This is a genomic window from Bacillus sp. ABA4_010, from assembly GCF_056159105.1.
Map to the genome: position 1 here is coordinate 42526 of NZ_JBSWUN010000002.1, position 20763 is coordinate 63288.

General features: G+C 44.0%; 13 protein-coding genes, 11 tRNA genes and 6 rRNA genes. 1 reads left to right on the forward strand and 29 read right to left on the reverse strand.

Annotated elements, in window-relative coordinates:
• Nucleotides 1–27: 27 nt before the first annotated feature.
• Together ACXAEO_RS00970 and metG are read right to left on the reverse strand one after the other, a co-directional pair.
• Nucleotides 28–798 carry a TatD family hydrolase gene (locus ACXAEO_RS00970; RefSeq protein WP_474876970.1) on the reverse strand — a complete coding sequence of 257 codons (771 nt, stop codon included), beginning with the start codon at nt 796–798 and terminating at the stop codon, nt 28–30.
• Nucleotides 799–933: 135 nt separating this feature from the next.
• Nucleotides 934–2892, reverse strand: a complete 1959-nt coding sequence (metG, locus tag ACXAEO_RS00975; protein ID WP_474876973.1) for a methionine--tRNA ligase — start codon at nt 2890–2892, stop codon at nt 934–936.
• Nucleotides 2893–3400: 508 nt separating this feature from the next.
• On the opposite strand from metG, the gene ACXAEO_RS00980 reads away from it, so the two are divergent.
• Entirely contained in the window at nt 3401–3685 is a 285-nt protein-coding gene (locus tag ACXAEO_RS00980) for an AbrB/MazE/SpoVT family DNA-binding domain-containing protein (RefSeq protein WP_028397351.1), read from the forward strand.
• Nucleotides 3686–3779: 94 nt separating this feature from the next.
• Here the strand turns inward: ACXAEO_RS00980 and rsmI are convergent, their stop codons facing one another.
• The 27 genes from rsmI to ACXAEO_RS01115 form a co-directional block, all read right to left on the reverse strand.
• Nucleotides 3780–4655: a 16S rRNA (cytidine(1402)-2'-O)-methyltransferase gene (gene rsmI, locus ACXAEO_RS00985; RefSeq protein ID WP_474876974.1), complete on the reverse strand. Its 876-nt coding sequence runs from the start codon at nt 4653–4655 to the stop codon at nt 3780–3782.
• The gene (locus ACXAEO_RS00990; RefSeq protein ID WP_474876976.1) at nt 4630–4923 is read right to left on the reverse strand and encodes a GIY-YIG nuclease family protein; all 294 of its coding nucleotides are present in this window, start codon (nt 4921–4923) and stop codon (nt 4630–4632) included. The genes rsmI and ACXAEO_RS00990 overlap by 26 nt, the downstream gene beginning before the upstream one ends.
• On the reverse strand, nt 4913–5656 hold the full coding sequence (locus tag ACXAEO_RS00995; RefSeq protein WP_474876978.1) for a tRNA1(Val) (adenine(37)-N6)-methyltransferase: 744 nt from the start codon (nt 5654–5656) through the stop codon (nt 4913–4915). The genes ACXAEO_RS00990 and ACXAEO_RS00995 overlap by 11 nt, the downstream gene beginning before the upstream one ends.
• 80 nt (nt 5657–5736) lie before the next feature.
• Nucleotides 5737–6099, reverse strand: coding sequence for a DNA replication initiation control protein YabA (gene yabA, locus ACXAEO_RS01000; protein WP_474876980.1), 363 nt, complete (start codon nt 6097–6099; stop codon nt 5737–5739).
• 14 nt (nt 6100–6113) lie between these two features.
• Nucleotides 6114–6941, reverse strand: a complete 828-nt coding sequence (locus ACXAEO_RS01005; RefSeq protein ID WP_474876983.1) for a PSP1 domain-containing protein — start codon at nt 6939–6941, stop codon at nt 6114–6116.
• A gap of 4 nt (nt 6942–6945) precedes the next feature.
• Nucleotides 6946–7938, reverse strand: coding sequence for a DNA polymerase III subunit delta' (gene holB / locus ACXAEO_RS01010; RefSeq protein WP_474876985.1), 993 nt, complete (start codon nt 7936–7938; stop codon nt 6946–6948).
• Between the two features lie 25 nt (nt 7939–7963).
• Nucleotides 7964–8293: a cyclic-di-AMP receptor gene (locus ACXAEO_RS01015; protein WP_474876988.1), complete on the reverse strand. Its 330-nt coding sequence runs from the start codon at nt 8291–8293 to the stop codon at nt 7964–7966.
• Between the two features lie 272 nt (nt 8294–8565).
• The gene (gene tmk / locus ACXAEO_RS01020) at nt 8566–9195 is read right to left on the reverse strand and encodes a dTMP kinase (RefSeq protein WP_474876990.1); all 630 of its coding nucleotides are present in this window, start codon (nt 9193–9195) and stop codon (nt 8566–8568) included.
• A 49-nt stretch (nt 9196–9244) separates the two neighbouring features.
• Nucleotides 9245–10696, reverse strand: a complete 1452-nt coding sequence (locus ACXAEO_RS01025; RefSeq protein WP_474876992.1) for an aminotransferase class I/II-fold pyridoxal phosphate-dependent enzyme — start codon at nt 10694–10696, stop codon at nt 9245–9247.
• A gap of 69 nt (nt 10697–10765) precedes the next feature.
• Nucleotides 10766–10981, reverse strand: coding sequence for a sigma factor G inhibitor Gin (locus ACXAEO_RS01030; protein WP_474876995.1), 216 nt, complete (start codon nt 10979–10981; stop codon nt 10766–10768).
• A 325-nt stretch (nt 10982–11306) separates the two neighbouring features.
• Nucleotides 11307–11422, reverse strand: a 5S ribosomal RNA gene (rrf, locus tag ACXAEO_RS01035).
• Between the two features lie 66 nt (nt 11423–11488).
• A 23S ribosomal RNA gene (locus tag ACXAEO_RS01040) occupies nt 11489–14420 on the reverse strand.
• A 209-nt stretch (nt 14421–14629) separates the two neighbouring features.
• Nucleotides 14630–16179, reverse strand: a 16S ribosomal RNA gene (locus ACXAEO_RS01045).
• Nucleotides 16180–16256: 77 nt separating this feature from the next.
• Nucleotides 16257–16332, reverse strand: a tRNA-Ala gene (locus ACXAEO_RS01050).
• A gap of 16 nt (nt 16333–16348) precedes the next feature.
• A tRNA-Pro gene (locus ACXAEO_RS01055) sits at nt 16349–16425 on the reverse strand.
• A gap of 17 nt (nt 16426–16442) precedes the next feature.
• Nucleotides 16443–16519: transfer RNA gene (locus ACXAEO_RS01060), tRNA-Arg, on the reverse strand.
• 23 nt (nt 16520–16542) lie between these two features.
• A tRNA-Leu gene (locus ACXAEO_RS01065) sits at nt 16543–16631 on the reverse strand.
• 14 nt (nt 16632–16645) lie between these two features.
• Nucleotides 16646–16720, reverse strand: a tRNA-Gly gene (locus ACXAEO_RS01070).
• 8 nt (nt 16721–16728) lie between these two features.
• Nucleotides 16729–16810: transfer RNA gene (locus ACXAEO_RS01075), tRNA-Leu, on the reverse strand.
• 9 nt (nt 16811–16819) lie between these two features.
• Nucleotides 16820–16895: transfer RNA gene (locus ACXAEO_RS01080), tRNA-Lys, on the reverse strand.
• Nucleotides 16896–16902: 7 nt separating this feature from the next.
• Nucleotides 16903–16978 (reverse strand) — tRNA-Thr (locus ACXAEO_RS01085).
• Nucleotides 16979–16984: 6 nt separating this feature from the next.
• A tRNA-Val gene (locus tag ACXAEO_RS01090) sits at nt 16985–17060 on the reverse strand.
• Between the two features lie 48 nt (nt 17061–17108).
• Nucleotides 17109–17224 (reverse strand): 5S ribosomal RNA (rrf, locus tag ACXAEO_RS01095).
• A gap of 67 nt (nt 17225–17291) precedes the next feature.
• Nucleotides 17292–20223, reverse strand: a 23S ribosomal RNA gene (locus ACXAEO_RS01100).
• An 89-nt stretch (nt 20224–20312) separates the two neighbouring features.
• Nucleotides 20313–20388 (reverse strand) — tRNA-Ala (locus ACXAEO_RS01105).
• 15 nt (nt 20389–20403) lie between these two features.
• Nucleotides 20404–20480: transfer RNA gene (locus ACXAEO_RS01110), tRNA-Ile, on the reverse strand.
• Between the two features lie 80 nt (nt 20481–20560).
• Nucleotides 20561–20763: ribosomal RNA gene (locus tag ACXAEO_RS01115) — 16S ribosomal RNA — on the reverse strand; the annotation flags it as partial.

A 20763-nucleotide genomic window follows, 5' to 3' on the forward strand; every position in this document is an offset into this window, starting at 1 on the left:
TGAAAATTTATCGATTTTTATCGATTTTTATCGATGGATTCTAAATAACTTTTTGGCATTTTCCGTTGTTATTTTCGCCAATTCTTCATAATCCATTTCTTTGAGGGCAGCAATTTGTTCCGCTACATATGAAACATACCCAGGCTCATTCCTTTTTCCACGATAAGGATGTGGCGTTAAATATGGACAATCGGTTTCAATTAATAACTTATCAAGCGGAATTGCCGCAGCGACTTCTTTCGGCTTTTTGGCATTTTTGAATGTAACCGGGCCTCCAAATGAAATGTACATATTCATATCCATGCATTGCTTCGCTACTTCCAAACTCCCTGTAAAACAATGCATAATGCCGCCTACTTCTTCTACCTTTTCTTCTTTCAAAATGCGGACTACATCTTCCGTAGCATCACGATTATGAATAATAATCGGCAGATTCACTTTTCGTGCTAAGCGAATTTGTTGACGGAATACTTGTTGTTGTACATCTTTTGGAGATTTATCCCAATAATAATCAAGTCCCATCTCACCAAGTGCTACCACTTTCGGATGAGCGGCCAGTTCTTCGATCCATTTTAAATCCTCTGGCGTCATATCAATCGCATCAACTGGATGCCATCCAACGCTCGCATAAATAAAGTCATATTTTTCCGTAATTTCTATCGCTTTTTGAATCGTTTCCCGATCAAATCCAACAACGACCATCTGCTCGACTCCAGCTGATTGGGCACGCTCAATCACTTCTTCTAAATCATCTTTGTATTGATTAGCATTTAGATGAACATGTGTATCAAATAACATGATTACTCCCTCATTTCTTCCTATATAGATATAATTTATTAAAATAACAACAAGAAGAGGGTTCCTCATTATACAACCATAAGAAACCACTCTTCTTTCATCTCAAATCATTAAAATCAATATTCTATTATATCTTTATTTGATTTTTGTACCATTTGTCAAAGATTGATCGACACTTGCTAAAAATAAGCCGTTTTCATCTTCTCCAGCTAAAATCATTCCTTGTGACAGTTCTCCTCGAAGTTTCACAGGCTTTAAGTTCGTAACACAAATCACTTTTCTTCCTACTAATGTTTCAGGTGTGTAAAATTTCGCTATTCCTGAGACTACTTGACGCTTCTCATATCCTAAATCAAGCTGAAGCTTTAATAATTTGTCTGCTTTTTTAATAGGCTCTGCTTCAATGACTTGTGCCACTCGCAAATCAACCTTCATAAAATCGTCAATCGTAATTTCATCCACTTCTGGAATGTCCTGTTTTTGTTCTTTTTCTTCTACTACAGGAACAGGCCCTTGCATTTGTTCTTTAATATATTGAACTTCTTCCGCTAAATCTAAACGCGGGAATAACGGTTGACCTTTGACAACTTTTGTTCCTGCTGGAATTTGTCCAAATTGTGATGTGCTCTCCCATGTTTGAAGGGATTCGTCTTGAATGCCAAGCTGAGCAAAAATTCCTTCTGGTGTACGTGTTAAGAAAGGCTTTAATAAAATGGCTGTATGACGAATTGACTCGGCTAAATGGGTCATAACTGACGCAAGTTCTTCTCTTTTGCTTTCTTCTTTAGCTAATGCCCAAGGCTGTGTCTCATCAATGTATTTATTCGTGCGGCTCACTAGCTGCCATAAAGCCGTCAAGGCTACTGAGAATTCCATCCGCTCCATGGCATCCTCAAATTTCTTCACGGTCTCCTGCTGCATTTGTACAAGCTGATCATCAAATGCGGTAACCGCCCCTTGATAAGTAGGGATAACGCCATCAAAATATTTATCAATCATGGCTACCGTACGGTTAACTAAATTTCCCAAATCATTAGCTAAATCAAAGTTAATACGCTCAACGAATCCTTCTGGTGTAAACACGCCGTCGGCCCCAAATGGTACTTCACGTAATAAGTAGTAACGAAGGGCATCCAATCCGTAGCGCTCAATCAGCATAACTGGATCGACTACATTTCCTTTTGATTTGGACATTTTACCGTCTTTCATAAGCAACCAGCCGTGAGCAAACACTTTTTTCGGTAAAGGTAAGTCAAGAGCCATCAGCATTATTGGCCAATAAATCGTGTGGAAACGCACGATTTCTTTTCCTACTAAATGAACGTCTGCAGGCCAATACTTTTGATAGTTAGAATCGTTATCTGCCCCATACCCTAACGCAGTAATATAGTTGGACAAGGCATCAATCCATACATAAACGACATGCTTAGGATTACCAGGAACTTTTACTCCCCAATCGAAAGTGGTTCTGGAAACAGCTAAATCCTCTAATCCTGGTTTAATAAAGTTGTTAATCATTTCATTTTTACGAGATTCCGGTTGGATAAAATCCAAATTTTCCTCATAAAACTGTAAAAGGCGGTCGGCGTACTTGCTCATTCTAAAGAAATAAGATTCTTCGCGTACCTTTTCTACTGGACGTCCACAGTCTGGACAATTGCCATCTACTAATTGCCGATCCGTAAAAAAGGATTCACACGGTGTACAATACCACCCTTCATATTCATCTAAATAAATATCACCTTGCTCCAACAACTGTGCAAAGATTTTTTCGACTGCGTCTTTATGACGTTTATCTGTTGTGCGGATAAAATCATTATAAGAAATATCGAGTTTCTTCCATAAATCTTTAATGCCCGCTACAATTTCGTCTACATATTGCTGCGGCGTAATTCCTTTTTCTTCCGCTTTACGTTGGATCTTTTGTCCATGCTCATCCGTGCCTGTTAAATAGTAGACATCATAACCGCGTAAACGCTTATATCTTGCCATCGCATCTCCTGCTACAGTCGTATATGCATGACCGATATGTAATTTATCACTCGGATAATAAATAGGTGTAGTAATATAATACGTTTTCTTTTCTCCTGACATTTTAGCTACCTCCAACATCATTGCATGACCATTCAACACTATGTGATCATCATAAAATGTGCCATGTTATATTGTGTTCTATCATATATTACTATTTTACATGATAAACTCAAAAAATTCCTTTCTTATTCCCCATAATTCACTATTATCATCTTCAACCAAATTGATCTAAAAATATACAAACTTGATTTCAATCTTTTTGTCGAATTATCGTAGGTTCATGTCGAAAATTCGACAAAAAAGGGATTTTTGTCGAATTTTCATAGTAATTCTACCATACATTTATTTATTTTTTTGGGTAAATATTACATGTAAAAAAATGACTAACGGTCAAAAATCCTTGATGTATAAGGATTTTTATTTATTTTTTATCATCTACATATTTTTACATATAAAGTTATTGACTAGTTTTGGAAACACTGGTATGATGAAATCACAGATAAATTTGTCGAATAATGACGAAATAATAACATAGAAAAATAAGAGAATTGAGAGGAGATTATTTATTATGAAATCTACAGGAATTGTTCGTAAAGTTGATGAATTAGGACGCGTAGTTATTCCAATCGAATTACGTCGTACATTAGGTATTGCAGAGAAGGATGCATTAGAAATCTATGTAGACGAAGAAAGAATCATCTTAAAGAAATATAAACCAAACATGACTTGCCAAATTACAGGGGAAGTTTCTGACGATAACCTTCAATTAGCTGACGGTAAATTAATTGTAAGCCGTGAAGGAGCAGAAAAAATTCTAGAAGAACTTCAAAAGAGCTTACAGCTTTCTAAATAGGAAACAGCCTATAGTCTGTTTAAATATAGATGTAAAAGACCCTTTCCTTCTATTATATATAGAAAGAAAGGGTCTTTTAGTAGACACCATTTTGTTACTGATGATAAGCATTGTATACATCTCTTTTGGAGATTTTACGGTCTTTGGCTGCCTGCTTAATAGCGTCTTTATTATTTAAACCTTTTTCATTCATATAAAAATCAACATGCTCGATCATCGTAAAGGCTTCCCACCAATTCTCTTCTCCCTCGGTCTCCTCTTCATCTCCGCTTCCCTCTAAGATGAGACAGAACTCTCCACGAATTTCTTCATTACTTGCCCATTCTAACGCTTCTTCTATCGTGCCTCTTATAAACTCTTCATACTTCTTTGTCAGTTCCCTTGTCACAGCTATTGATCGATTTCCGAATACATCAAGCATTAGTTGCAACGTTTCCTTAAGACGGTGTGGAGCCTCATAAAAAATAAGCGTAGTTGGAATCTTTTTTAGTTCAGCCAATTGTTCTTTTTTGTGTTTTTTATTTCTTGATAAAAATCCATAGAACATAAAATGAAAGGTTGGTAAGCCTGAAGCAATCAACGATGTTAACGCAGCATTAGCTCCTGGAAGAGGAACAACGTGATGCTCATGTTGCAATGCCAAAACGACTAATTCATAGCCGGGGTCAGATATAGTCGGCATTCCCGCATCACTAACAAGCGCAATAATCTTTCCTTCATTTAAATCATTTAAAATTTGCTTTCCTTTGCTCTCTTTATTATGTTCATGATAACTAGTAATTGGCGTAGCAATTTCAAAATGATTACATAACTTTCTCGTTTGTCTCGTGTCTTCCGCGGCTATATAATCTGCTTCTTTCAATAAACGGATTGCCCGAAACGTCATATCCTCTAAATTTCCAATAGGCGTAGGCACTAAATATAACATGCCACCTTTTCGTTGCTCATTGTAGCTTTTCTGCTGCCACATTGCTTTCCATTCCTTCCTTTTTCAAGAATTCCACCTTTTGCGGCTTTTTTAATTTTTTAAACTGCGCTTCTGCCTTCATCGCTTCGCTTTTTGAAGCAAACTCTTGATAAAAAATGAGCACGACTGGTTTTCTCGAATTGGTGTACTTAGCACCTTTGCCGCTATTATGCATCGATAACCGACGCTGCAAATTCGTCGTGTACCCTGCATAGAGACTGTCATCTTTGCATCGTAAAACGTAAAAGTAATGAGAATTATTATTCTCCATATAAAATCGCCCTTACTTCTTTTGTATACTCATTTTCTTCATTATATACAACGAGCGGAGGCAAGACTTTTAAATCCGATTGACCGTTTTTAATCCCTTCCACTAAAATCGTATTTGCTTCTTTACCTGCTTTTGGGTAAACAAACTGCAGTCTTTTCGGTTCGACTTTATATTGGCGCATTAAAGAAAGAATATCCATCAGTCGTCCAGGACGATGTACAAGTGCTACCTTTCCTCCTGCTCTTGTCAGTTGACTGCTGACACGAATAACATCCTCTAATGTACAATGAATTTCATGCCGGGCAATCGCCAAATGCTCATTTTCATTGATTTCATCCGGATTAGGCGTTTTAAAATATGGAGGATTACATGTCACCACGTCAAACTTTCCATAACCGAGTTTAGCTGGCATTTCTTTTAAATCTCCATGAATGAGGTGAATCTGATTTTGGAGTTCATTGTACTCTACGCTTCTGACCGCCATATCATATAATCGCTCTTGAATTTCTACACCTGTAATGGTTCCCTTTGTACGTTTTGATAAAAATAAAGGGATTACACCATTTCCTGTACATAAATCAATGATATTTCCTTTTTGAATCGGCATATAAGCAAAGCGGGCAAGCAGTACTGCATCTAAAGAAAAAGCAAAAACGGAAGGACTTTGAATAATTCTTAATTTTTCTTCCGCTAATAAATAATCAAGCCGTTCATCATCATATAAATGTACCATTGTTCTTTCCTTTCTTCGCTAAAATATCAAATACGCGATAAAAATAGCCTCCCCAAAAGGAAGGCTATTTCGTATATCCACTACTTTTTATTTAAAAATGATAGACAGAATAGGCAATCCCCATCTTTACGGACACTTCCATAATGAATGTTACAAATATGGAAACCTTCTTGATACAGGCGGGCAAGATTATCATATCCTTCACCAATATCAATTTTTTGCTCTTTTTCTTGTTTGTTCACTTTATGTTTGTCATCTTTTCGTTTCATTTCCAAAGTTGTCTGGTCAAGGCGGCGACGCAGATGGTCATTTTCAAGCTTTAAATGATGATTTTCTTCAATTAGCTTGGCTAAATGTTCTTTTAGATGCCCCAGCTGATGATATAAGTGACTAATTTGCCCTTCCATATTTGTGACCGAATCAAAAATCTCTTTCTTATCCACCTTTACCCACCTCGTTACTCTGTAGCTTGAAATGAAACAGCCCCTTCTTTTACAATTTCACTCAATGTAAATTCTACAATTTGCTTGTGTTCAAACAATTCTACTTGTAAAATCCGCTCTAGAATGTTTAGGCCCACTACTTTGCCGGCCCCACTCGGTGTTTGAATAGTTTCTCCGAGATCAGGAAGCTGTTCTTTTGCCGTTTCATACTCATCATTTTCATATTTTAAGCAGCACATTAACCTTCCACAAAGTCCTGAAATCTTTGTTGGATTCAAGGACAAGTTCTGGTCTTTCGCCATCTTAATTGATACAGGTTCAAAATCACCTAAAAATGTCGAACAGCAAAGCATTCGACCGCAAGGACCAATTCCGCCAAGCAACTTCGCTTCATCCCGAACACCAATTTGACGCAATTCAATTCTAGTACGGAAAATTGAAGCTAAATCTTTGACCAGTTCACGGAAATCAATACGGCCGTCAGCTGTAAAGTAAAAGATCACTTTATTGCGATCAAACGTATACTCGACATCTACTAATTTCATATCTAAATTGTGCTCATAAACCTTTTGTACACAAACTTCGTATGCTTCCTTTGCCGCCTGTCTATTTTCTTCTACAATTAGTCTATCTTTTGCATCTGCAATCCGAATGACTTTTTTTAAAGGAAGTACAACATCCTGTTCACTGACTTGCTTTTTATTGATAACAACCTTGCCAAACTCCACTCCTCGAACGGTTTCGACAATGACGAACTCTCCGTCAGGAATGATAAGTTGACCTGGATCGAAATAATATATTTTCCCCGCTTTTTTAAAACGGACTCCCACTACATCATACAAGCGTTTATCCCTCCTGCAAATCCAACACCAGCTCCTCCATTAGCAATTGTATATTCATATTGGAGTTTAGCTTATTTTTCGCCTTCAGAATCGCTTCTAAGTCATGAACTGTTTTCTTTTGAGTAATTTGAAGGGCTTGCTGTTTTAAATATTCGAATCTATCGGTAAACACAACTTTGTGCTCTTGATCCAGTTGAATGGACAGTAAATCTCTGTAAAGCATGAGCAACATATTGACCCCTAACTCTGTCTGATTTTTTTCGGAAAAGTGTGCCATCCACTTTTCATGAACAAAGAGCAGAGCTTGCTGTGGTCTCGTCGCTAGCATTTCATTTAATTGTATCACTAACTTTCGTGCAAGTCCAAACCATTCATCTTCATATAATTGAAGCGCTTCTCCAAAATCATTGGTCAACTGCGCTAACAGAGCCGCGATTGCTGGAGGAATTTCGTTCTCTATTAGCCTTTCTTGAAGTCCTTCAGGCGTCAATGATCGAAAGGAAATCACTTGGCATCTTGATATAACAGTGTTTAATAGTTTATGAACTTGCTCAGTTAATAAAATTGCATACGTATCACTATTAGGTTCTTCGAGAAATTTCAATAAGCTGTTCGCTGCGCTCACTGTCATTTTATCAACATGCTCAATAATATATAACTTCTTGTTGGATTCTACTCCTGTTTTCATAAATTCCGATTGTAAATGCTGAATCTGTTCTTTCTTTATCGATAAGCCATCAGGTCCAATCTGATGGACATCGGGATGGTTGGTCGAATTAATACGTCGACAGTTGCTACATTCATTACAAGGTTTATACTGATCTAACTGTAAACAAAAAAGACTTTTAGCGAATAAAAGGGCAGCATCTTTTTTACCTGTTCCTTTTCCGCCTTCAAAAATATAAGCGTGGGCTACCCGTTTTTTCAATAAACCATTCTTCATCATTCTCATTGCATTCGGCTGTATTTGTTCAAGTTGCTCCCACGTTTTAGTCATAATTATAATCACCTTTTCATTTATCTTAAAATTGATAAAATCCCTCTACAGGTAAAACAAATACCGTTGCTCCCCCGACCTCCACTTCAACCGGGTAAGGAATATACGAGTCTGCATTTCCACCGAGTGGCGAGACAGGAGATATGAGTTGCTTCCTGTGTTGGCATTGGGATTCAATGATATCTAAAGCGTCTTGTACGCGATGATCCTCTGTTCCAATCATGATTGTCGTATTACCAGATTTCAAAAAGCCTCCGCTGCTTGCTAGTTTTGTTGCGCGGAAATGACTTTTAACTAAAGCACTCAACAATTTCGTACTATCTGAATCTTGAATCACCGCCACGATTAGTTTCATAAATCAATCCCCCACTACTTTTTATTGAATTGCATGTGTCCTTCTCAACCGTTTAAATATTCACTATATCATTTATTGTAACAAATTATTCCATGTTATTTTAGAAGATTACATATTATCTATGTTCCTTAATTGCTTCTTTTCACATAAGATGATTCATTAACCGTTATGTAGTTCGACCAAAAATTTCTTTAGACAGCTGGTATCAGCCGCTTAAGTGTAGAAAATTTAATATGATGGTTCTTTGGTCATGCCGAATTTTCTACATCGATTTAAATAGACAGATAGCTCTTTAACTTTTCATTAATATCCTCATATACTTGTTCAATCGACTGATTCGCATCAATTAAACAAATTCGTTCCGGAAACTTCTTCATTAAGCTTAAATAACCTTGCCTTACTTTATGATGGAATTCCAATTTTTCTAAATCTAAGCGGTTAATTTCCCGATTTTGATTTTGATTAATTCGCTGTAAACCAATTTCAGGATCAAGGTCTAAATAAAAAGTTAAATGAGGAGCTAAACCGTTAATAGCAAATTCATTAATGCGATAGACTTCTTCAATCCCCAGTCCTCTAGCAAAACCTTGGTAAGCCAGTGAGCTATCAACAAAACGATCACATAAAACAATCTTTCCTTGATTAAGGGCAGGAATGACCTTTTCTACTAAATGTTGCCTCCTTGCTGCTGCATAAAGAAGAGCTTCCGTTCTTGGATCCATCTCCGTATGTTCCGTATTTAAAATGACGGTGCGGATGGCTTCTGCAATCTTAATTCCACCTGGTTCTCTCGTTAGTAAAGAAGACACCCCTATATGTTGTAATGAATTATAAATCATTTGAATAATCGTCGTCTTTCCGGCACCTTCTGGCCCTTCAAATGTAATAAACTTCCCTGACACGTCTTCGATCTCCTTTATATTTAATTTCATCTATTATTTAATAAATTCTTCATATCAAAAATACATCCAAATGTTGGTTAATTAATCCTTGTGGACCTTGGATTTTCGCTTCTAAAGCCTGAAGGTGTGCAATATAAGCAACATGGCTTTCTTTGATTAATTCTCCTTCAACTAAAATAGGAATTCCTGGTGGATAAGGAATCACAGAGGAGGCTGCTACCTTTCCAACGGCCTCTTTAAATGGGAGAGATACTTTTTGCAACGATTTCATTTTTTCATAACTAATAACTAATGATGTATTTTCAAAATGAAATGGCTGAATAGCTTTGACATCTAACAAAGGCTCACTTTCTCGATTAGCTTCCATTGCTATTTGGATACGCTCAATTGCTTTTTCAAACGGGAACTCTTCTCCAAGAGGCAACACGAGCAAAACATGAAAAAGATCAGCCAATTCACTATAGATATGTTGAGACTCTAGCAATGATTGTAATTGATAACCCGTTTTCAATGTGGAAGCTGCTGGCTCTATAAGAATTTTTAGCGGATCTTGTTTTATAGTAGGTGATAAAGGAGAACTGATTTGAATTCCTTCTATCTCTCCTAATTCCCTTTTGAAATCATTCAGACACTCGACTAAAGAATGAAATTTTTCCTGATTTGATTGTAGTTCACCTAAATAAAATCGTGCTAAGTCCAGTGAAGCCATAATAGGATACGAGGGACTACTAGATTGTAGAGCTCTTAAGTAGAACTCCAACCTCTCACGATTAATACGGTCTCCTTGTAGATGCAAAAATGATCCCATCGTCATAGCGGGTAATGTTTTATGAGCTGATTGAATCACTAAATCAGCCCCTACAGTAACAGCAGATGCAGGAAATGGTTCTCCTAATATAAAATGAGCTCCGTGGGCTTCATCAATAATAACAGCCATGTCATGATGATGAGCGCATTGAATAGCGGCTCGTACATCTCTAGTCATTCCATAGTAATTCGGATTAGTCAGAATTACTGCTTTCGCAAGTGGATATGTTTCAATCGCTTGCATGATAGCTTCTTCACTTACTCCTGTACAAACGTTTGCTTTCTCATCATATTCTGGAGCAATAAATACAGGATGGGCATTCGCCATCTTTAAAGCATTCAATACAGATTTGTGGCAGTCACGCTGGACAATAACCGTATCATAAGAAGACACAACAGACAGGATAGCTGCTAAGTTCCCTACCGTTGACCCATTAATCAAAAAATACGTTTTATCCACTCCATACAGCGTCGCAGCCAAATCTTCTGATTGAGCGATGACCCCACTTGGATCATGTAAATCATCTAAACCACTCAATTCCGTCATATCTATATTTAAAATGGAAGAAAACCACGAAATCCCCGTTTCAGGAAATACGACTCCGTTTTTATGTCCTGGTACATGAAAAGAGAGGGGGTGCTTTACAAAGTGTTCCTTAAGTTTTGTAAACAAAGGAGTTTGAGATTGATCCATCGTATGCCTTCCTTTTTTAACAAGTATTAATATTTATTATAACAATAAAAAGCCTCCTACCGAGGCTCTTTAAAAAGACAATTCCTTTAATTTTCGAACAAAATATACGTATAAATCCTCATGGCTTGTTACATCAACGATCTCTTTTTCACAGTGTACACATATGAAATTTTTATGAATATGCACTCCATGCTCTTTCCGCTCATCACATATTAGACAAGTGTTTAAGGAGTCAACTGAGTAAGTAAATGGGTATTGATTCATTTCTCCACCTCCATTACTCATTTATTCTCTATAATAAAACATTTCATACTCAAAAACATTAATAATACATCTTACTCTTCCATATGATGTCCTGTTAATAAAAACAAAAAATTTTATTATTTATATACCAAAAAAGGCTAGTCAATTGACTAGCCTCAGAGTGTAGACAAACTCCTTTTTCAAAAAAATATCTGGAGAAAAAGGGGTTTTGTTTCTTTTTTAGTTGTATATTTGGTTGTTCTTTCAAAGAAGCAACACTATATATTGATGAGTTAGTATTTATAAAAAACGGCTATCGACTTTGTCGACAGCCTGAAGGCTAGTCAATTGACTAGCCTTTCGTGTTGCCTGGCAATGTCCTACTCTCACAGGGGGAGACCCCCAACTACCATCGGCGCTGAAGAGCTTAACTTCCGTGTTCGGCATGGGAACGGGTGTGACCTCTTCGCCATCATCACCAGACAATATGAAGGTTATTCCTTCAAAACTAGATAACTGCAGCTGAGAAAAGCACGTTGTGCTTTAAAATTGGTTAAGTCCTCGATCGATTAGTATCAGTCAGCTCCACACGTCGCCGTGCTTCCACCTCTGACCTATCAACCTGATCATCTTTCAGGGATCTTACTAGCTTGACGCTATGGGAAATCTCATCTTGAGGGGGGCTTCATGCTTAGATGCTTTCAGCACTTATCCCGTCCGCACATAGCTACCCAGCGATGCCTTTGGCAAGACAACTGGTACACCAGCGGTGCGTCCATCCCGGTCCTCTCGTACTAAGGACAGCTCCTCTCAAATTTCCTGCGCCCGCGACGGATAGGGACCGAACTGTCTCACGACGTTCTGAACCCAGCTCGCGTACCGCTTTAATGGGCGAACAGCCCAACCCTTGGGACCGACTACAGCCCCAGGATGCGATGAGCCGACATCGAGGTGCCAAACCTCCCCGTCGATGTGGACTCTTGGGGGAGATAAGCCTGTTATCCCCGGGGTAGCTTTTATCCGTTGAGCGATGGCCCTTCCATGCGGAACCACCGGATCACTAAGCCCGACTTTCGTCCCTGCTCGACTTGTAGGTCTCGCAGTCAAGCTCCCTTGTGCCTTTACACTCTACGAATGATTTCCAACCATTCTGAGGGAACCTTTGGGCGCCTCCGTTACATTTTAGGAGGCGACCGCCCCAGTCAAACTGCCCACCTGACACTGTCTCCCACCCCGATGAGGGGTGCGGGTTAGAATTTCAATACAGCCAGGGTAGTATCCCACCGATGCCTCCACCGAAGCTGGCGCTCCGGCTTCCAAGGCTCCTACCTATCCTGTACAAGCTGTACCAAAATGCAATATCAGGCTACAGTAAAGCTCCACGGGGTCTTTCCGTCCTGTCGCGGGTAACCTGCATCTTCACAGGTACTATAATTTCACCGAGTCTCTCGTTGAGACAGTGCCCAGATCGTTACACCTTTCGTGCGGGTCGGAACTTACCCGACAAGGAATTTCGCTACCTTAGGACCGTTATAGTTACGGCCGCCGTTTACTGGGGCTTCGGTTCAAAGCTTCGCTTGCGCTAACCTCTCCCCTTAACCTTCCAGCACCGGGCAGGTGTCAGCCCCTATACTTCGCCTTACGGCTTCGCAGAGACCTGTGTTTTTGCTAAACAGTCGCCTGGGCCTATTCACTGCGGCTCTCTCGGGCTTGCACCCTATCAGAGCACCCCTTCTCCCGAAGTTACGGGGTCATTTTGCCGAGTTCCTTAACGAGAGTTCTCTCGAACACCTTAGGATTCTCTCCTCGCCTACCTGTGTCGGTTTGCGGTACGGGTACCTCCCACCTCGCTAGAGGCTTTTCTTGGCAGCGTGAAATCAGGAACTTCGGTACTTTATTTCCCTCGCCATCACAGCTCAACCTTACGAGAAGCGGATTTGCCTACTTCTCAGCCTTACTGCTTGGACGCGCATATCCAACAGCGCGCTTACCCTATCCTTCTGCGTCCCCCCATTGCTCAAACGGTGGGGAGGTAGTACAGGAATATCAACCTGTTATCCATCGCCTACGCCTTTCGGCCTCGGCTTAGGTCCCGACTAACCCTGAGCGGACGAGCCTTCCTCAGGAAACCTTAGGCATACGGTGGATGGGATTCTCACCCATCTTTCGCTACTCATACCGGCATTCTCACTTCTAAGCGCTCCACCAGTCCTTCCGGTCTGACTTCACCGCCCTTAGAACGCTCTCCTACCACGGACATCGTAGATGTCCATCCACAGCTTCGGTGATACGTTTAGCCCCGGTACATTTTCGGCGCAGAGTCACTCGACCAGTGAGCTATTACGCACTCTTTAAATGGTGGCTGCTTCTAAGCCAACATCCTGGTTGTCTAAGCAACTCCACATCCTTTTCCACTTAACGTATACTTTGGGACCTTAGCTGGTGGTCTGGGCTGTTTCCCTCTTGACTACGGATCTTATCACTCGCAGTCTGACTCCCAAGAATAAGTCTTCGGCATTCGGAGTTTGACTGAATTCGGTAACCCGTTGGGGGCCCCTAGTCCAATCAGTGCTCTACCTCCGAGACTCTTATCTTGAGGCTAGCCCTAAAGCTATTTCGGAGAGAACCAGCTATCTCCAGGTTCGATTGGAATTTCTCCGCTACCCACACCTCATCCCCGCACTTTTCAACGTGCGTGGGTTCGGGCCTCCATTCAGTGTTACCTGAACTTCACCCTGGACATGGGTAGATCACCTGGTTTCGGGTCTACGACCACATACTCATTCGCCCTATTCAGACTCGCTTTCGCTGCGGCTCCGTCTCTTCAACTTAACCTTGCATGGGATCGTAACTCGCCGGTTCATTCTACAAAAGGCACGCCATCACCCGTTAACGGGCTCTGACTACTTGTAGGCACACGGTTTCAGGATCTCTTTCACTCCCCTTCCGGGGTGCTTTTCACCTTTCCCTCACGGTACTGGTTCACTATCGGTCACTAGGGAGTATTTAGCCTTGGGAGATGGTCCTCCCAGCTTCCGACGGGATTTCTCGTGTCCCGCCGTACTCAGGATCCACTCAAGAGGGAACGAAGTTTCAACTACAGGGTTGTTACCTTCTTCGACGGGCCTTTCCAGGCCTCTTCATCTACTTCGTTCCTTTGTAACTCCGTATAGAGTGTCCTACAACCCCAAGAGGCAAGCCTCTTGGTTTGGGCTAATTCCGTTTCGCTCGCCGCTACTCAGGAAATCGCAATTGCTTTCTCTTCCTCCGGGTACTTAGATGTTTCAGTTCCCCGGGTCTGCCTTCCATACCCTATGTATTCAGGTAAAGATACTGTTCCATTACGAACAGTGGGTTTCCCCATTCGGAAATCTCCGGATCAAAGCTCACTTACAGCTCCCCGAAGCATATCGGTGTTAGTCCCGTCCTTCATCGGCTCCTAGTGCCAAGGCATCCACCGTGCGCCCTTTCTAACTTAACCATTCGCCTTACGGCTACATGTTTCTTACATTAGAAAAGCTTTCACTTTCCTCAGCTATTACTGTTATCTAGTTTTCAAAGAACAACCATGCACCACTTGGTGCATTTGATATTGAAGGATGAACCTTCAAAACTGAACAAAACGTTTTCGTCAACGATTCTTACTGTCTAGCTACGGCATACGCCTTCGCTTTTCTTAGTAATCCTTAGAAAGGAGGTGATCCAGCCGCACCTTCCGATACGGCTACCTTGTTACGACTTCACCCCAATCATCTACCCCACCTTAGGCGGCTGGCTCCTTACGGTTACCTCACCGACTTCGGGTGTTGCAAACTCTCGTGGTGTGACGGGCGGTGTGTACAAGGCCCGGGAACGTATTCACCGCGGCATGCTGATCCGCGATTACTAGCGATTCCGGCTTCATGCAGGCGAGTTGCAGCCTGCAATCCGAACTGAGAACGGTTTTATGAGATTAGCTCCACCTCGCGGTCTCGCGACTCTTTGTACCGTCCATTGTAGCACGTGTGTAGCCCAGGTCATAAGGGGCATGATGATTTGACGTCATCCCCACCTTCCTCCGGTTTGTCACCGGCAGTCACCTTAGAGTGCCCAACTGAATGCTGGCAACTAAGATCAAGGGTTGCGCTCGTTGCGGGACTTAACCCAACATCTCACGACACGAGCTGACGACAACCATGCACCACCTGTCACTCTGTCCCCCGAAGGGGAACGCTCTATCTCTAGAGTTGTCAGAGGATGTCAAGACCTGGTAAGGTTCTTCGCGTTGCTTCGAATTAAACCACATGCTCCACCGCTTGTGCGGGCCCCCGTCAATTCCTTTGAGTTTCAGCCTTGCGGCCGTACTCCCCAGGCGGAGTGCTTAATGCGTTAGCTGCAGCACTAAGGGGCGGAAACCCCCTAACACTTAGCACTCATCGTTTACGGCGTGGACTACCAGGGTATCTAATCCTGTTTGCTCCCCACGCTTTCGCGCCTCAGCGTCAGTTACAGACCAGAAAGCCGCCTTCGCCACTGGTGTTCCTCCACATCTCTACGCATTTCACCGCTACACGTGGAATTCCGCTTTCCTCTTCTGCACTCAAGTTCCCCAGTTTCCAATGACCCTCCACGGTTGAGCCGTGGGCTTTCACATCAGACTTAAGGAACCGCCTGCGCGCGCTTTACGCCCAATAATTCCGGACAACGCTTGCCACCTACGTATTACCGCGGCTGCTGGCACGTAGTTAGCCGTGGCTTTCTGGTTAGGTACCGTCAAGGTACCAGCAGTTACTCTGGTACTTGTTCTTCCCTAACAACAGAGCTTTACGACCCGAAGGCCTTCATCGCTCACGCGGCGTTGCTCCGTCAGACTTTCGTCCATTGCGGAAGATTCCCTACTGCTGCCTCCCGTAGGAGTCTGGGCCGTGTCTCAGTCCCAGTGTGGCCGATCACCCTCTCAGGTCGGCTACGCATCGTCGCCTTGGTGAGCCGTTACCTCACCAACTAGCTAATGCGCCGCGGGCCCATCTGTAAGTGATAGCCGAAACCATCTTTCAACCAAGGACCATGTGGTCCTCGGTGTTATCCGGTATTAGCTCCGGTTTCCCGAAGTTATCCCAGTCTTACAGGCAGGTTGCCCACGTGTTACTCACCCGTCCGCCGCTGACTTCAGGGAGCAAGCTCCCATCTGTCCGCTCGACTTGCATGTATTAGGCACGCCGCCAGCGTTCGTCCTGAGCCAGGATCAAACTCTCCGAAGAAATGTTTGACTTGCTCATAAAATAAAAATTAAACGTTGACGTTTTGTTGTTTTGTTCAGTTTTCAAAGTTCATTATATGGTGGAGCCTAGCGGGATCGAACCGCTGACCTCCTGCGTGCAAGGCAGGCGCTCTCCCAGCTGAGCTAAGGCCCCATTTTTAAAGATTACATGGTCGGGAAGACAGGATTCGAACCTGCGACCCCTTGGTCCCAAACCAAGTGCTCTACCAAGCTGAGCTACTCCCCGTTATCTTTATTATAATATGGCGCGCCCGACAGGAGTCGAACCCATAACCTTCTGATCCGTAGTCAGACGCTCTATCCAATTGAGCTACGGGCGCATATTTATCATGTATTGTTATAGTGGTGCCGAGGACCGGAATCGAACCGGTACGGTAGTCACCTACCGCAGGATTTTAAGTCCTGTGCGTCTGCCAGTTCCGCCACCCCGGCACTATAATATTGTATGGAGCGGAAGACGGGATTCGAACCCGCGACCCCCACCTTGGCAAGGTGGTGTTCTACCACTGAACTACTTCCGCGTAGAAAGTGCGGGTGGAGGGACTTGAACCCCCACGCCTTGCGGCGCCAGATCCTAAGTCTGGTGCGTCTGCCAATTCCGCCACACCCGCATATTGAAATGGTGAGCCATGAAGGACTCGAACCTTCGACCCTCTGATTAAAAGTCAGATGCTCTACCGACTGAGCTAATGGCTCGGATAAATGGTGCCGGCGAGAGGACTTGAACCCCCAACCTACTGATTACAAGTCAGTTGCTCTACCAATTGAGCTACACCGGCTAAGAATGGTGGAGGATGACGGGATCGAACCGCCGACCCCCTGCTTGTAAGGCAGGTGCTCTCCCAGCTGAGCTAATCCTCCGATATTTTATCAATATTTATTTTATAAATAATTTATTTTATAAATACTGTCTGGCAATGTCCTACTCTCACAGGGGGAGACCCCCAACTACCATCGGCGCTGAAGAGCTTAACTTCCGTGTTCGGCATGGGAACGGGTGTGACCTCTTCGCCATCATCACCAGACAATATGAAGGTTATTCCTTCAAAACTAGATAACTGCAGCTGAGAAAAGCACGTTGTGCTTTAAAATTTGGTTAAGTCCTCGATCGATTAGTATCAGTCAGCTCCACACGTCGCCGTGCTTCCACCTCTGACCTATCAACCTGATCATCTTTCAGGGATCTTACTAGCTTGACGCTATGGGAAATCTCATCTTGAGGGGGGCTTCATGCTTAGATGCTTTCAGCACTTATCCCGTCCGCACATAGCTACCCAGCGATGCCTTTGGCAAGACAACTGGTACACCAGCGGTGCGTCCATCCCGGTCCTCTCGTACTAAGGACAGCTCCTCTCAAATTTCCTGCGCCCGCGACGGATAGGGACCGAACTGTCTCACGACGTTCTGAACCCAGCTCGCGTACCGCTTTAATGGGCGAACAGCCCAACCCTTGGGACCGACTACAGCCCCAGGATGCGATGAGCCGACATCGAGGTGCCAAACCTCCCCGTCGATGTGGACTCTTGGGGGAGATAAGCCTGTTATCCCCGGGGTAGCTTTTATCCGTTGAGCGATGGCCCTTCCATGCGGAACCACCGGATCACTAAGCCCGACTTTCGTCCCTGCTCGACTTGTAGGTCTCGCAGTCAAGCTCCCTTGTGCCTTTACACTCTACGAATGATTTCCAACCATTCTGAGGGAACCTTTGGGCGCCTCCGTTACATTTTAGGAGGCGACCGCCCCAGTCAAACTGCCCACCTGACACTGTCTCCCACCCCGATGAGGGGTGCGGGTTAGAATTTCAATACAGCCAGGGTAGTATCCCACCGATGCCTCCACCGAAGCTGGCGCTCCGGCTTCCAAGGCTCCTACCTATCCTGTACAAGCTGTACCAAAATGCAATATCAGGCTACAGTAAAGCTCCACGGGGTCTTTCCGTCCTGTCGCGGGTAACCTGCATCTTCACAGGTACTATAATTTCACCGAGTCTCTCGTTGAGACAGTGCCCAGATCGTTACACCTTTCGTGCGGGTCGGAACTTACCCGACAAGGAATTTCGCTACCTTAGGACCGTTATAGTTACGGCCGCCGTTTACTGGGGCTTCGGTTCAAAGCTTCGCTTGCGCTAACCTCTCCCCTTAACCTTCCAGCACCGGGCAGGTGTCAGCCCCTATACTTCGCCTTACGGCTTCGCAGAGACCTGTGTTTTTGCTAAACAGTCGCCTGGGCCTATTCACTGCGGCTCTCTCGGGCTTGCACCCTATCAGAGCACCCCTTCTCCCGAAGTTACGGGGTCATTTTGCCGAGTTCCTTAACGAGAGTTCTCTCGAACACCTTAGGATTCTCTCCTCGCCTACCTGTGTCGGTTTGCGGTACGGGTACCTCCCACCTCGCTAGAGGCTTTTCTTGGCAGCGTGAAATCAGGAACTTCGGTACTTTATTTCCCTCGCCATCACAGCTCAACCTTACGAGAAGCGGATTTGCCTACTTCTCAGCCTTACTGCTTGGACGCGCATATCCAACAGCGCGCTTACCCTATCCTTCTGCGTCCCCCCATTGCTCAAACGGTGGGGAGGTAGTACAGGAATATCAACCTGTTATCCATCGCCTACGCCTTTCGGCCTCGGCTTAGGTCCCGACTAACCCTGAGCGGACGAGCCTTCCTCAGGAAACCTTAGGCATACGGTGGATGGGATTCTCACCCATCTTTCGCTACTCATACCGGCATTCTCACTTCTAAGCGCTCCACCAGTCCTTCCGGTCTGACTTCACCGCCCTTAGAACGCTCTCCTACCACGGACATCGTAGATGTCCATCCACAGCTTCGGTGATACGTTTAGCCCCGGTACATTTTCGGCGCAGAGTCACTCGACCAGTGAGCTATTACGCACTCTTTAAATGGTGGCTGCTTCTAAGCCAACATCCTGGTTGTCTAAGCAACTCCACATCCTTTTCCACTTAACGTATACTTTGGGACCTTAGCTGGTGGTCTGGGCTGTTTCCCTCTTGACTACGGATCTTATCACTCGCAGTCTGACTCCCAAGAATAAGTCTTCGGCATTCGGAGTTTGACTGAATTCGGTAACCCGTTGGGGGCCCCTAGTCCAATCAGTGCTCTACCTCCGAGACTCTTATCTTGAGGCTAGCCCTAAAGCTATTTCGGAGAGAACCAGCTATCTCCAGGTTCGATTGGAATTTCTCCGCTACCCACACCTCATCCCCGCACTTTTCAACGTGCGTGGGTTCGGGCCTCCATTCAGTGTTACCTGAACTTCACCCTGGACATGGGTAGATCACCTGGTTTCGGGTCTACGACCACATACTCATTCGCCCTATTCAGACTCGCTTTCGCTGCGGCTCCGTCTCTTCAACTTAACCTTGCATGGGATCGTAACTCGCCGGTTCATTCTACAAAAGGCACGCCATCACCCGTTAACGGGCTCTGACTACTTGTAGGCACACGGTTTCAGGATCTCTTTCACTCCCCTTCCGGGGTGCTTTTCACCTTTCCCTCACGGTACTGGTTCACTATCGGTCACTAGGGAGTATTTAGCCTTGGGAGATGGTCCTCCCAGCTTCCGACGGGATTTCTCGTGTCCCGCCGTACTCAGGATCCACTCAAGAGGGAACGAAGTTTCAACTACAGGGTTGTTACCTTCTTCGACGGGCCTTTCCAGGCCTCTTCATCTACTTCGTTCCTTTGTAACTCCGTATAGAGTGTCCTACAACCCCAAGAGGCAAGCCTCTTGGTTTGGGCTAATTCCGTTTCGCTCGCCGCTACTCAGGAAATCGCAATTGCTTTCTCTTCCTCCGGGTACTTAGATGTTTCAGTTCCCCGGGTCTGCCTTCCATACCCTATGTATTCAGGTAAAGATACTGTTCCATTACGAACAGTGGGTTTCCCCATTCGGAAATCTCCGGATCAAAGCTCACTTACAGCTCCCCGAAGCATATCGGTGTTAGTCCCGTCCTTCATCGGCTCCTAGTGCCAAGGCATTCACCGTGCGCCCTTTCTAACTTAACCATTCGCCTTACGGCTACATGTTTCTTACATTAGAAAAGCTTTCACTTTCCTCAGCTATTACTGTTATCTAGTTTTCAAAGAACAATCATTGGTGGAGCCTAGCGGGATCGAACCGCTGACCTCCTGCGTGCAAGGCAGGCGCTCTCCCAGCTGAGCTAAGGCCCCAATATAAAAGTGGTATGGTGGGCCTAAATGGACTCGAACCATCGACCTCACGCTTATCAGGCGTGCGCTCTAACCAGCTGAGCTATAGGCCCATACCATAAGAAAAGAGAATGAAATTCTCTCAAAACTGAACAAAACGTTTTTCGTCAACGATTCTTGTAAAAATCCTTAGAAAGGAGGTGATCCAGCCGCACCTTCCGATACGGCTACCTTGTTACGACTTCACCCCAATCATCTACCCCACCTTAGGCGGCTGGCTCCTTACGGTTACCTCACCGACTTCGGGTGTTGCAAACTCTCGTGGTGTGACGGGCGGTGTGTACAAGGCCCGGGAACGTATTCACCGCGGCATGCTGATCCGCGATTACTAGCGAT